General features: G+C 51.8%; 11 protein-coding genes. All 11 read left to right on the top strand.

What is annotated here, in order from left to right:
- The first annotated feature begins 61 nt into the window (after nt 1–61).
- The 11 genes from mraZ to C4B57_02495 are packed head-to-tail and all read left to right on the top strand — an operon-like array spanning nt 62 to nt 13,339.
- On the top strand, nt 62–511 hold the full coding sequence (gene mraZ / locus C4B57_02545) for a division/cell wall cluster transcriptional repressor MraZ (GenBank protein PXF55523.1): 450 nt from the start codon (nt 62–64) through the stop codon (nt 509–511).
- Nucleotides 375–1,418 carry a 16S rRNA (cytosine(1402)-N(4))-methyltransferase gene (locus C4B57_02540; GenBank protein PXF55522.1) on the top strand — a complete coding sequence of 348 codons (1,044 nt, stop codon included), beginning with the start codon at nt 375–377 and terminating at the stop codon, nt 1,416–1,418. Before mraZ ends, C4B57_02540 begins: the two co-directional genes overlap by 137 nt.
- 48 nt (nt 1,419–1,466) lie before the next feature.
- Nucleotides 1,467–1,832: a hypothetical protein gene (locus C4B57_02535; protein ID PXF55521.1), complete on the top strand. Its 366-nt coding sequence runs from the start codon at nt 1,467–1,469 to the stop codon at nt 1,830–1,832.
- 11 nt (nt 1,833–1,843) lie between these two features.
- Nucleotides 1,844–3,424 (top strand): hypothetical protein, encoded by a 1,581-nt coding sequence (locus tag C4B57_02530; GenBank protein PXF55520.1) that lies wholly within the window; start codon nt 1,844–1,846, stop codon nt 3,422–3,424.
- Nucleotides 3,424–6,492 (top strand): UDP-N-acetylmuramoyl-L-alanyl-D-glutamate--2,6-diaminopimelate ligase, encoded by a 3,069-nt coding sequence (locus C4B57_02525; protein PXF55519.1) that lies wholly within the window; start codon nt 3,424–3,426, stop codon nt 6,490–6,492. Before C4B57_02530 ends, C4B57_02525 begins: the two co-directional genes overlap by 1 nt.
- A 3-nt stretch (nt 6,493–6,495) precedes the next feature.
- A complete protein-coding gene (locus C4B57_02520) occupies nt 6,496–7,575 on the top strand; it encodes a phospho-N-acetylmuramoyl-pentapeptide-transferase (GenBank protein ID PXF55518.1) in 1,080 nt (359 codons plus the stop codon).
- A 35-nt stretch (nt 7,576–7,610) separates the two neighbouring features.
- Nucleotides 7,611–9,020, top strand: coding sequence for a UDP-N-acetylmuramoyl-L-alanine--D-glutamate ligase (murD, locus tag C4B57_02515; GenBank protein ID PXF55517.1), 1,410 nt, complete (start codon nt 7,611–7,613; stop codon nt 9,018–9,020).
- A gap of 4 nt (nt 9,021–9,024) precedes the next feature.
- The gene (gene murG, locus C4B57_02510; protein ID PXF55516.1) at nt 9,025–10,221 is read left to right on the top strand and encodes an undecaprenyldiphospho-muramoylpentapeptide beta-N-acetylglucosaminyltransferase; all 1,197 of its coding nucleotides are present in this window, start codon (nt 9,025–9,027) and stop codon (nt 10,219–10,221) included.
- A complete protein-coding gene (locus tag C4B57_02505; GenBank protein PXF55515.1) occupies nt 10,214–11,608 on the top strand; it encodes a UDP-N-acetylmuramate--L-alanine ligase in 1,395 nt (464 codons plus the stop codon). Before murG ends, C4B57_02505 begins: the two co-directional genes overlap by 8 nt.
- Nucleotides 11,598–12,503 (top strand): UDP-N-acetylenolpyruvoylglucosamine reductase, encoded by a 906-nt coding sequence (locus C4B57_02500; GenBank protein ID PXF55514.1) that lies wholly within the window; start codon nt 11,598–11,600, stop codon nt 12,501–12,503. The genes C4B57_02505 and C4B57_02500 overlap by 11 nt, the downstream gene beginning before the upstream one ends.
- On the top strand, nt 12,500–13,339 hold the full coding sequence (locus tag C4B57_02495; protein ID PXF55513.1) for a hypothetical protein: 840 nt from the start codon (nt 12,500–12,502) through the stop codon (nt 13,337–13,339). Before C4B57_02500 ends, C4B57_02495 begins: the two co-directional genes overlap by 4 nt.
- The last annotated feature ends 3 nt before the right edge of the window (nt 13,340–13,342 follow it).

Below are 13,342 nucleotides of genomic sequence, written 5' to 3'. Positions count from 1 at the left end.
TTCTTATTTCAATATATTAAAAAATGTTAGAAAATGGTGGGATAAAGTGGGGTAAAAGGCAATGTTCAGGGGAAGGTCGGCCCATGTCTTAGACGCCAAGGGCCGTCTCAGCATCCCGGCCCGTTTCAGAGAGGTCTTGCAGGCAAAATACGATGGCCGGTTGATAGTCACCAACCTGCCCTCCTGTCTCGCAGCTTATCCTTTTGAAGAATGGCGAAAAATAGAAGAGCATTTCAGCCGGTTCCAATTCGGACCTCCTGAGGTCGTCGCCTTTAAAAGGTATTTGTTGGGAGCAGCAGCGGAATGTCCCTTGGACGGCCAGGGAAGGATATTGATCCCTCTGAGGCTCCGTGAAGAAGCGGGGCTTACCAAGGATGTGGTCCTCTCGGGCATGCTTACTTACTTCGAGGTCTCGAACAAGGATAACCTGGACAAAGAGTTGCGAAAAACGAGGGATAACTTTGACGAGTACAGCAGCAGTATCACTGCTAAATTCGGGGCCAGTGGCTGAAAAGGAGACCAGACATGTACCTGTAATGGTCTCTGAAGTACTGGATAGTCTTTCGCCGGGGTCCGGAGGGATCTATGTTGATGCAACACTGGGGCTGGGAGGCCATGCGGAGGCCATGTTGACAAGGTACCCCGGGATCAAATTGGTCCTCGGCCTTGACCGTGACATAGAAACCCTGGAGCGGGCCAAATCCAGGTTGAGCCCATTTGGAGAAGGGGTAATTCGATTGATTCACAGCAACTTTATCCATCTCCATGATATCCTCTTATCCAACAGAATAGGGCAAGTTGACGGGATACTCATGGACCTCGGAATTTCCACCTTCCACCTGGAAAACAGCGGGAGGGGCTTCAGTTTTTCCAGAGACGAGCCCCTTGACATGCGAATGGATCTCTCCGGCGCAGTGACTGCTGCCGATCTGGTCAACAAGCTTCCGGCAGAAAGATTGACCGAGCTTATCCAGACATACGGAGAAGAGAGATGGGCAAAGAGAATTGTCAAATGCATATGTGACAGGCGGAAGACCGCCCCGATTCTGACCTCGGCGGACTTGGCAAAGGTGGTTGCCAATGCCATTCCCAGGAAATACCATCCCCGCCGAATTCATGCCGCCACGAGGACCTTCCAGGCGCTTCGAATCGCTGTGAACAGAGAGCTGGACGACCTTGAAGAGGCCCTTAATACATTCCCGTCCTGCCTGAAACCTGGGGGACGACTGTGTATTATCTCTTTTCATTCCCTTGAAGACCGTCTGGTAAAGACCGCTTTCAGAGAAGATAACAGACTGAAACCCTTGACCAAGAAACCTCTGGTACCGGGCCCTGAGGAGATACGCATTAATCCCAGGGCCAGGAGTGCCAAACTGAGAGTAGCTCAATGTATAGAACTGCTGGCGCAACCCAATTAAAATCAATGTAGCGGATCCCTTGCAAGGCCTGCTTCAGGAGGAAAAGAGATGAGTCCTCGACCAGCGACGATCAGAATACCTCAGAGACGTTCATATGTTCCAATGGCACAAAAAAACAGAACCGGCACCGGCCTTTCTTTCTCAAAAGTACTCAAGACAACCCGTCAAATGGCAATCGCTATCATATTTGCCCTGGCTGTCCTGTTAACTCTGGGGTTCTGGACTGCTCACCAGACACGAAAAACAGCAAAGGATATAGAGCTCCTTCAGGCTGAGAAGGGCCGTCTCAGTGCTCAATATCAGGATTTCAGCACTCAGGTGGACCGGCTCAAAGCACGAAGCCGCTTGGAAAAGCTGGGGAAAAAAATGGGACTTCATCCACCTGCCGACAGACAGATAATATCACTTAATTGACAGAGATCTGAATGAGTTTTCCTTATAAAAATAAGAGAATTTTGTTTCTTTTCGGCCTGGCAGGTCTTGTGATCTTTACCGCACCGTTTGTTGGCTGCTTTTGGCAGGGCAATAATGTCAATAGCGAAGATGACGCTGATTCCTCCAAGTTTTCCCGGCAACGGAGCCGTGACTACTATTCCCCGAAAAGCCCCTTGTACAGGGGCATAATTCTTGACAGGGCAGGAGCGGTATTCGCCGTGAGCCGTAAGAAGGACTGCGGCCTGGCAAGGCCTTCCGAATATAAAAGGGTATATCCTTGCGGTTCACTGGCTTCTCCGGTTTTGGGGTTTATCGATCGCGGCGGCAGAGGCCTCGAGGGAGTTGAATACACTTACAACAGCCTTTTGAGCCATACGAATATATCCCTGACTTATCCGGGCGGGCAGGAACTTATACTTACCCTCGAAAAAGACATTCAGGCACTGGCAGAAAGGGAGCTTGACAGGCAACTTAGAAGACTTAAGGCCGATAAGGGCTGTCTTGTCATAATGAGCGTTGAAAACGGCGAGATTCTCGCCATGGCCAGCAAGCCCTCCTGGGACCCGGGACGTTTTTGGGAGCTGCCTGCGACGAACATTACAAATTACTCCCTGCAGGATGATGTCGACCCAATAGTCCTTGTGACTCTCTTGAGCTGGATGTTTGAACAAAGTGAGCAGCCAAAATCAAAAAACCAATCTCCAGACCGAACGGCCTGCAAGTGTAAATGGGAGACCTTGGATGAAGGTGTGGTCCTGTGGAGTCCCTGGACTGGACAGGAGCTGAAAGACCTTGTCTCTTACGATGGCCTGTCAAGGGATCTCTGGGGTCTGGGATTTGGCCAGACGACAGGTATTGATCTTCCGGCTGAAGGTCAGGGCAGCCTGTCTTCAGTCCTGCCGGGGCTGCAGAACTGCTTACTATACCGAGGCATTACAGCCAGCCCGATCCAGATTCTCAGGGCCTTCTCAGCACTGATAAATGGAAATATATTGGTAACGCCACACCTGGCCTTGCAGAAAGGCCGTAAGGAATTCCCGCCATCCGAGTCTTCCGTGAAGGACCAGAGGCAGGTCAAAGTCCCATGGTTAACAGAAGAGCTTATGCTCAGATCGCGGAAAAATCTCGCAGTCAGGTCAGGGCCTTCTCTTGCGAGCATCAGGTGGAATGGACAGGCCGGACGAATATCCATCCGATCTCCGGCCCAGGTCACGGTTCTGGGATTCTGGCCCGACAGATCACCCAAAGTAAGTTATATTGGTTTTCTCGATGGCGTAAAAATTGACCCTCGTAAGCGCCGGGGCACTTTAGGCCGGGCACTGTTGGTGGTAAAACAGGCGGCACAGATACCTTTGAACGACGAATGGCAAACGGCAAAAAGCAAAGAAACCAAAAAAGATCTATCCATGATGCCAAACCTCAAGGGAAAATCCGCAAGACAGGCAATGGACATTCTGCAATCCATAGGCCTTTCTATCAAACTCAAGGGCGCAGGGACCGTGGTCGCGCAGAAACCAAGATCAGGAATGCCCCTTAAGGGCGTGAAGGTCTGCAACATAACGTGCAAGTGATGTCTAATAACATGCAGAACGAAAGGGCATTACGGGATATGTTGGGAGTGCTCAGACCTGTTAGGCCCACCGTTTTTTCTCCATCGGACCTTGATGACGTAAAAATCACGGGCATATCCGCAGACTCCAGGCAGGTGAAGCAGGGATACGTATTCGCGGCAATTCCAGGCACTGAATTTGACGGAAGACAATTTATCAGTGATGCCGTAGAGAAAGGAGCCGCTGTCCTGTTAGTGCCGGGCCAGGACGCCCGACGTTATTATATCGAATCCGTACCTGGAACACTTCCTGTTATAGGGGTTGACGATCCCAGGCTCTCAACCGGCCTCCTGGCAAGTGCCTTTTATGGAAACCCCAGTGAAAAAATGGACCTCGTAGCCGTTACGGGCACTAATGGTAAGACCACGATCACATATCTCATGGAAGGAATCTTCAGCAAAGCCGGACTGAACCCTGGTGTAATAGGGACTATAAACAGGAGACATGGAGGTGTGGAGGTACCTTCCGAACTCACCACCCCGGATGCCGTAAGACTGCAAAAGATTCTGGCAGATATGCTGGAACAAGGAGTAAAAGCGGCGGCCTTGGAGGTATCTTCTCATGCCATTGACCAGCGAAGGATCTCCGGGTGCAGTTTCGCCGCATCTGTCTTTACCAATCTGGGCCGCGATCACCTGGATTATCACCAAGACATGGAACGATATTTCCGGGCTAAGGCAAAACTGTTTTTGGAGCATCCCTCTGGTGCGGCAATTATTAATATTGATGACCTCCATGGAAGGCGACTGTGGGAGATTCTGCAAAAAGAAAAGATCAGTTATGGTCTCAGTCCTGAGGCCGAGGTGAGGCCTGAGTCGCAGTCCATCAATATTGATGGAATAACAGGCAGGCTTGTCACGCCCAGAGGGCCTGTTTCTTTCAGATCCAGGCTTACGGGTTCCTATAATCTCTATAACATCCTTGCAGCAGTAGCGGCTTCAATCGCCCTCGGGATAGATACGGACCATATTCAGGCCGGTATAGAATCAGTGACGCGCATTCCGGGGAGACTCGATCCTGTGTGCACTCCCAATGGAGTGACTGCTTTTGTAGATTATGCTCACACACCTGATGCCCTTGAATGTGTCCTGAACAGCCTTGTTACATTAGGATTCAGGCCCGTGATTTGCGTAGTCGGCTGCGGTGGGGACAGGGACCGGAGTAAGCGTCCTCTTATGGCGCAGGCAGCGGCTTCACTCGCGGATATTGTTGTGCTGACCTCTGACAATCCCCGCACTGAAGACCCTCTTGCCATACTCGAGCAGATGTTGAACGGCCTCAGGGACCTTCCGCCTCATCATCCTGCAAACAGAGCAAAAGTGAAGGTAATTCCGGACAGGAGGGACGCCATATCATGGGCGGCGGAAAGAGCGCGCCCCGGCGCCTGCCTGCTGGTGGCAGGGAAGGGCCACGAAACATGCCAGATAATCGGCAGCGGGCGATTTGCCTTTGACGATAGAGAGGTATTGAAAGAGGCCTTTGGGTCAAAAGGCAGGGTTCAGGGTTCAGGGTTCAGGGTTCAGGGTTCAGGGAATAAAAGACAAGAGTCAAAAGTAGAGGTTCTTGAGGATCAGGGATTTCGATTAAAGGCCTCCCAGGTGGCAAAGGCCATTGGAGCCCGAGTCCTTTCGGGTGATCCTGACATATCAATCCATGGCGTATCAACAGATTCCAGATCGGTGAGAACAGGGAATATATTCTGGGCGCTTCCAGGGGACCGCTTCAACGGCCATGACTTTGTCCTCGAAGCCATAAGAAAAGGCGCCGTTGGTGCCGTAGTCAGTTCGATTCCTGACCCTGGACTTTCGGCTTTCAGCCCTCGATCCCGTCCGGTCCTGTTGAAAGTTCAGGATACCTTGAAGAGCCTGGGAGACTTCGCATCATGGTACAGGGAATACCTCGGAATCAAGGTGATCGGCATTACAGGTAGTTGCGGCAAGACCACAACAAAAGAACTGATTTCCTCGATCCTGGGGAAGAAATGGAAAGTGGCTAAGACCCCGGGGAATTTCAACAACCTTATCGGACTTCCCCTCAGCCTGCTTTCGGCCAAAACCGATGACTCCTGGGTAATGCTGGAGATGGGAACGAACCGGCCCGGAGAGATATCCCGGCTGTGCGAAATCGCTCAGCCGCAAGCGGGCCTTATTACTACCATACAGCCTGCCCATCTTGTCGGCCTGGGGGGCATAAAAGAAGTGGCCGAAGAAAAATGGGGACTCTGGAGAGCCCTTCCCCGGACGGGTGTGGCAGTGATGAACCTTGACGACCCACTGGTTACTGAAGGGGCAAAAGATCTGACGTGCCGGATAGTGGGTTATTCTCTGACACCCAATCCCCAACTCAAAGCTCAAAGCTCAAAGCTCAAAGCTGCAATCACTTGCCTGTCCTGGACCCCGGTCGAGCATGGCACTCTGCTGGACCTGGATATCGCGGGAAGCAGGCTCTCTGTCGATCTTTCCCTCATAGGTAAGGCGAACGTGCAGAATGCCGTTGCAGCCGCGGCTGCAGGCCATGCAGTGGGGCTGAAGCCGGTCAGTATAAAGCAGGGGCTTGAGGAAGTGAAACCGGTTCCGGGCCGTCTGTTTCTGAAGAATCTTGGATCCGGATGGAGGCTGATAGACGATTCTTATAATGCAAATCCCGGTTCTGCGAGAGCGGCCCTTGAGACCCTCGAATTCTGGAGCAGGGGCGAGAAAAAGATAGCGATCCTGGGAGACATGCTGGAACTCGGCAATGCCGCTCGCAAGTTTCATCAGGATCTCGGACGGCTTGCAGCCCAAACAGGGGTTGATCTTTTAGTTTCAGCAGGCCGGTTTGCTGATACTGTTTCCGGGGCTGCAAAAAAGGCGGGTATTTCGCAAGAGGCTATCCGCATCTTCCCCGACACGGAGGATTTGCTTTCATGGATAGAATCAGACGCTCTTGATTGCATGCCTTCCCCGGCAATTATACTCGTAAAGGGATCACGGGCCGTAGGCCTTGAGAAGGCAGCAGATGCCCTTATCAGGCATCTGGGAGGAGGATAGGTTATGTTCTTTCATCTGCTGTATCCTCTCCACGATTTGTGGCCCGTATTCAACGTCTTTCGTTATATTACGTTCAGGACGATATATTCGGCTGTTACTGCCCTTTCGATAATATTGTTCCTCGGCCCCTGGTTCATAAGACGTATGCGTGCAATGCAGATGGGGCAGATCATCAGGGACGACGGACCGGCAAGACATCGTGCAAAGGCCGGTACACCGAGCATGGGGGGTATATTGATCGTCGGGTCCATCGTGATCGCTACGCTCCTGTGGGCGGACCTCGGTAATCTTTACGTGTGGATAAGCCTTTTGATTCTTGTCGGTTACGGCGCAATAGGCCTTGCAGACGACCTGCTGAAGATCAGAAAAAAGAACAGTGTTGGGCTGCCGGGCAGATGGAAACTTCTTGGCCAGGCAGTCTTTGTATTTTTGGCTGCATGGATAATCGCTGCACATGGGAAGTGGGACACACATCTCAGCATCCCTTTTTTTAAGAACTTCCGGCCCGATCTCGGAATCATGTATGGTCTTTTTGCCCTGCTTGTGATCGTCGGGGCCTCTAATGCCGTAAATCTGACCGACGGGCTGGACGGGCTGGCTGCCGGCCCCTTCATAGTGGCCGCAGCGGTCTATACCTTGTTTACATACCTGGCCGGCCACTCGACTATTGCCCAGTACCTCAGGATTCCTTCTGTCCCCGGCGCAGGAGAGCTTGCAGTGTTTTGTGGCGCCATGGTAGGAGCGGGCCTGGGTTTCCTCTGGTATAATACATATCCTGCAGAGATCTTCATGGGAGATGCAGGTTCCCTTGCCGCAGGCGGCGCCCTTGGGACAGTGGCCGTACTTTCGAAGCAGGAGATGCTGCTTGTAATTGTGGGCGGAGTCTTTGTAGCTGAGGCATTATCCGTAATTCTTCAGGTCTTCTACTTCAAGGCAACAGGAGGCAGGAGGATCTTCCGTATGGCACCTGTCCATCATCACTTTGAGCTTAAGGGATGGAAAGAGCCAAAGGTCATCGTGAGGTTCTGGATAATTTCCATATTGCTGGGGCTGGTTGCAGTCAGCACTCTCAAGTTGAGATAGGAAAGGGATTTGGTGAGTAAATATTTGGTGATTGAGTGGAACTGAAAGGCAGGAAAGTAACAGTACTGGGCATGGGTGTATCCGGACAGGCGGCTGCCGGATGGATCGTCTCCCAGGGGGCGCAAGTCACGTGCAGCGACTTGAATCCACTGGACAGGTGGCCCGAGGGACTGGCAGACTGGTGTGACGAAAACGGCGTTAGGGTGGAGACGAAAAGACATGAGGTGGAGACCTGCCTCTCATCCGATCTGATTGTGGTCAGCCCGGGTGTTCCGCATGAAACCCCTGCCCTTGAGGCCGCACGCAGGTCCAATATACCTGTGGTCGGGGAGCTGGCCCTTGCGGCATCTTTTTGGAAGGGGCCTTTAATCGGCATAACCGGCACAAACGGGAAAACCACTACCACGATGCTCGTGGATGAGATGTTAGAAAAGGCCGGTGTGCCTCATGTAAAGGCAGGGAACATCGGGCAGCCATTATCTATGTTCATTGAAAGACACACCGGTGAAACTATTGCGGTTCTTGAAATCAGCAGCTTCCAGTTGGATTACTTCCCCAGGGTCAAATACTTCCCCTTCCGTCCTCCAAGGTTCAGGATAGCGGCATGGCTCAATCTTGCCCCGGATCACCTTGACCGCTACCGGGACATCAGAAGTTACGGAGAGAGCAAGGCAGTAATATACGATTTCCAGTGGCCTGAAGATTGGGCCATCCGCAATATGGACGACAAGGAACTGGAAAAGTGGAAGAACAGAGGGCGTGCCAGAAGGCTCTGCTTCGGAGGACTGCGCCCCGGGGTTCCCGGAGCAGTGCTGGACACATCCCTGAAAAAGATCAACGTCATGTGGCATGATAATAAATGTGAGGAATATGATCTGGAAGGCTGGTCACTGAAGGGCCTGCACAACGCTCAAAACCTGGCTTGCGCCATACTTATTTCACGTCTGGCAGGTGCAGGTGCAGGTGCCGTGCAGTCTGTTGTCCGCAGCTTCAAAGCCGCGCCCCACAGGCTTCAGTGGGTGGCCCAATATGGAGGCATAGACTATTATGACGACTCCAAGGCCACCAATATGGCATCCGTACTCTGTGCCCTTAAATCCATAGGGCAGCCAATAGTGCTGATTGCCGGCGGCCGCGGCAAGGGTGAAGATTACTCATCACTGGCAGAAACTGCAAAAGGGGGACGCATTCGCAGCGCGGTTGTCATGGGAGAGGAGGCCGGGGCATTTGAAAGGGTCCTGAGCAAGGTAATACCGGTTATCGAAGTGCGCGGAACAAAAGACGGCAAAAAGACCATGGAGAAAGCCGTAAGAGAGGCTATGTCCCTGGCCGAGCCGGGTGATGCCGTACTCCTTTCCCCGGCCTGTTCCAGCTTTGATATGTTCAGGAACTATGAAGAACGGGGCATGGCCTTTCAGAAGGCAGTCCTGGAACTGGGTGATTGAATAAATGGACATCGCAATCCGCAATCCGCAATCCGTAATCCGCAACCCGGATCACCAAACCACCAAATTGGTCGTAGCCGGTGGTGGTACGGGAGGACATGTGTTTCCGGGAATAGCCGTGGCTGAAGCCATGGAAATATACGGTCATGTGGATGTCTTGTGGATAGGCACGGGCCGTCCGGTGGAAAAAGATGCACTCTCAGGGCGTCAATGGGATTATCGCATCCTGAGTACAAGACCTCTCAGGGGCTCAGGCCTTGCAGGAACCATATGCTCTCTGGCCGGGCTTCCCTCCTCCGCTGCCAGGGCCTTTTTGTGGCTTAAATCATTCAGGCCTCATGTGGTATTGGGTGTAGGGGGATATGTCTCCGGGCCCGTGCTGCTTGCAGCAAGAATATTGCGGGTATCCGTTGCCATCCATGAACAGAATCTCATCCCCGGGCTCACGAACCGTCTGGCCTCAAGATTTGCAAAGACCGTGTTTGTGAGCTTCAAGGAAACTGCCAGATACTTTCCAAAAAACAGGGTAATTTTCACCGGAAATCCCATACGGAAAGACATTATTCAATCACCAGATCACCAGATCACCAGATCACCAGATTCCAGGCTCCTGGTGCTGGGGGGAAGTCAGGGTGCCAGATGCCTGAACCGGCTTGTCTGTTCGGCCATTCAGGTCTTGTGGCAATCCGGTTTTCATGTGGAAATTATCCACCAAACCGGTAAGCTGGATGTGCCGGATATTGAGAAATTTTACAAGGACGCAGACATTCCGGCCAGAGTGACTCCATTTATATCCGATATTGGTGAATCCTATTCCTGGGCGGATCTGGTTATCTGCCGGGCCGGTGCAGGTACGCTGGCCGAGGTCACAGCCCTTGGAAGGCCCTCTATACTGATTCCCTATCCATCGGCAACAGATATGCATCAAGAGGCCAATGCCAGAGAACTGTCTGTGGCCGGGGCTGCAAAATATTTCCGGGAGGGAGAAATAGGTGCTGTCAAACTGGCAGGAGAGATACAGTCCTTGCTTGAGGATCCTGAAAAACTCGCTAATATGGGGAAAAATGCTCGAAAACTCGGAAGACCCATGGCAGCCGCAGAAATAGCCGCCACGCTGATAAAGATGGCCTGCCATAGTCTTTCATGTTCTGAAGCAGGGAATAATTCATTGAAAGATTCTACACTGCATAGTCATGTATAAAAAACAGCATATTCATTTTGTGGGAATCGGCGGAATAGGCATGAGCGGACTTGCAAGGGTCCTTCTCAATCTTGGATATACAATCACAGGTTCTGATTTATGTGAGACTGAAATCACCAGGTGTCTCAATAAGCTGGGGGGCATAATCTATAAGGGTCATGCCCCTGAAAATATTCAGGGAGCCGATGTAGTGGTGATTTCTTCTGCCGTCAGGGAAAGCAACCCCGAAGTCCAGGAGGCCTATTCCTCTCAAATTCCTGTCATACCGAGGGCTGAAATGCTTGCGGAATTGATGCGGCTCAAGAAGTTCGGCATAGCAGTGGCCGGTGCTCACGGAAAGACCAGCACGACCTCTATGATCTCTTCTGTGCTTCGCGCAGCCGGCCTTGATCCGACGGTCATCATAGGGGGAAAGGTGAATGGTATTGGAAGCAATGCCTGTTGGGGACAGGGCGAGTTCCTGATAGCAGAAGCCGATGAGAGTGACGGGAGTTTCCTGCGCCTTACGCCAAGCATAGCCGTGGTAACCAATATAGACAGAGAGCACCTGGACTATTATGCAGACATGAATGCCATAATCCGGTGTTTTCTGGACTTCATAGACAAAATCCCTTTCTATGGCCTTGCCATACTCTGCGGAGATGACCCCCGCCTCAGAGAGATGCTCCCGGCAGTAAAAAAACGGGTAATGACTTACGGGACAGGACCCGAGTCTGATCTGCAGGCCAGAGACATACACTTCGAAGGCCTGGGAGCATCCTTCAGGGCCTGGTGGCAGAACGCCGAACTCGGCAGGATACAACTCAAGGTCCCGGGGCTGCACCATGTAAGAAATTCCCTGGCTGCAATGGCCCTGGGCCTTGAACTTGAGATACCCTTTCACAAGATCCGGACCGGTCTCATGTCATATGAAGGTGTAGGCAGACGATTTGAGATACTGGGTGAGGCAGAAGGGATAACAATAGTGGATGATTATGCGCACCACCCTACTGAGATACTGGCCACACTCGCGGCTGCCAGGACATGTTGGCCTGAACGCCGGTTCGTGGTTCTTTTTGAACCCCACCGGTACAGCAGGACCCGGATGTTAATGGACGATTTCACCACGGCCTTTGGGGAGGCTGATGAACTGTGGCTGACAGAGATCTATCCAGCCGGCGAAACCCCCATAGTCGGAGTCAGTGGAAGACGTCTGGCCAGAAATATCAGGGATAAACAGGGCAGGCAGGTGCATTATGTGGAGTCCTGCGGGGACCTTCCCGGGGCAATTATATCAAGTCTCCAGGAGGATGACGTGGTCATAACACTCGGTGCCGGCACTATAGGCCGTATAGGAACGAAAATTCTGGACATGCTTAAGACAAAGGAGCCAGCGATTGCTTTCTGAGGATCTGAAAAAAATAAGAGATCTCCAGGTACGTGAGGATGTTCCTCTTTTACCACTTACAAGCTTCCGGATAGGCGGGCCCGCGCATCTGTTCCTGGTTCCGGGCAGTTTGAAGGCCCTTGAGCAGACTATTTCTTACCTCAGTAATCGCTCCATACCCTATAAGGTGCTGGGCCGGGGAAGCAACCTGTTGATCAGCGATAAAGGCGTGAAGATAGTCATGAGCCTTGCAGCTTTGAACAGTATCCATTCCTCCCCCCGTGGCCATTTCCTTAAAACAGTGTCCGTAGGGGCAGGATGCAGGCTGGATTCCTTTGTTTCCTGGTCCATACGCAACGGCCTGTCCGGCCTTGAGAATCTTTCGGGTATTCCGGCAAGTATAGGGGGGGCCATAGCCATGAACGCAGGCACTAACAAGTTTTCCATGTCAGAAGCAATAGAAGCTGTACAATTTACAGGCCCTGATGGGAGTTGCTGGCTCCGGAGAGATAGACTGCAATTTGATTACAGGTCCTTAAGGCTTCCGGACAGGGCCCTTATCTCTGCCGCAAGGATTCAACTCTGCAAAGCCGATCCCGATCGGATCAGGCGCCGTGTCAAAAGGGTGATGCTCAAACGGAGGGCCACCCAGCCTGCAGGAGAACCGAGTGCAGGGTGTATTTTCAGAAATCCCCCGGGAGATTCAGCAGGAAGGCTCATAGACCGGTGCGGACTCAAGGGTCTTAGAATCGGTGATGCCGAGATATCCAAAAGGCATGCAAACTTTATTGTGAACTGCGGAAAAGCCAGTGCTCTACAGGTAGTGGATCTGCTAAAAATCATCAGGGAGCGCGTACAAAAAGAGACTGGCATTAAACTTGTCCCGGAGGTGTCTGTTTGGGGTATGGAGACATGAAGATCAGAAGGACGTCCACAGAATTCAGGTCTTCAATGCATGGATCAGGCCCGTGGACCAGTCTGATATTTCCGGTATCGTGGTCTATCCATCCCAAAATGTTGATCGCCATGGCCTCGGCATGCCTGGTTCTTGCCGGCCTTTTTGTGTGTTGGCATTGGGTATGTCGGTCTGAACTTTTCAGGGTCGGCCAGGTCCTGGTGAAAGGCTGCAATCATCTCACAGAAGAGGAGGTTTTGCAGATCAGCGGTGTAACCGCCCGGGACAATCTCATGTCTCTCGATCTGGAATCAATCGCAACGAACATAGAGGCGCATCCCTGGGTCAATGCCGTTGAAGTTGAGAGAGAGCTGCCGGACCACTTGATGATCACGATCAAAGAACGCACTCCGGTAGCCCTATTGAATTCTGACAAGATCTATTTGATTGATGAGCAGGGTAAGATTATCGATGAACTACTTTCTGCGGAAGAGCCCGTATCTCTTCCCATCATCACAGGAATTGATCCGAAGTACACAGAGAATCACCAGATCACCGAATCACCAGATCACCAGATCCAAAAGGCCCTGGAATTAATATCCATGGCAGGCAGAGGTACAAGAACTCTGGGTGTCAATAACATAAGCCAGATACACATAGCCGGAAAAGACACCTTAATACTCTATACGGCTGACAGCGGTATTCCTTTTCACTTTGATACTGAAGACCTCAACTCTCAGTTCAGTAAGGCGGAAAAAGTCCTGTATCAACTTTATAGTTCAGGAAAATATAAAAAAGTGGCTAAAGTTGAACTGGACTACGGTCCCGGTCAGGCCCTGGTCAGTCTGAAAGATTAGGAG

The sequence above is a fragment of the Deltaproteobacteria bacterium genome, from assembly GCA_003194485.1.
Classification (GTDB): domain Bacteria; phylum Desulfobacterota; class Dissulfuribacteria; order Dissulfuribacterales; family UBA3076; genus UBA3076.
This window is presented reverse-complemented; position numbering and strand designations above follow the sequence as displayed.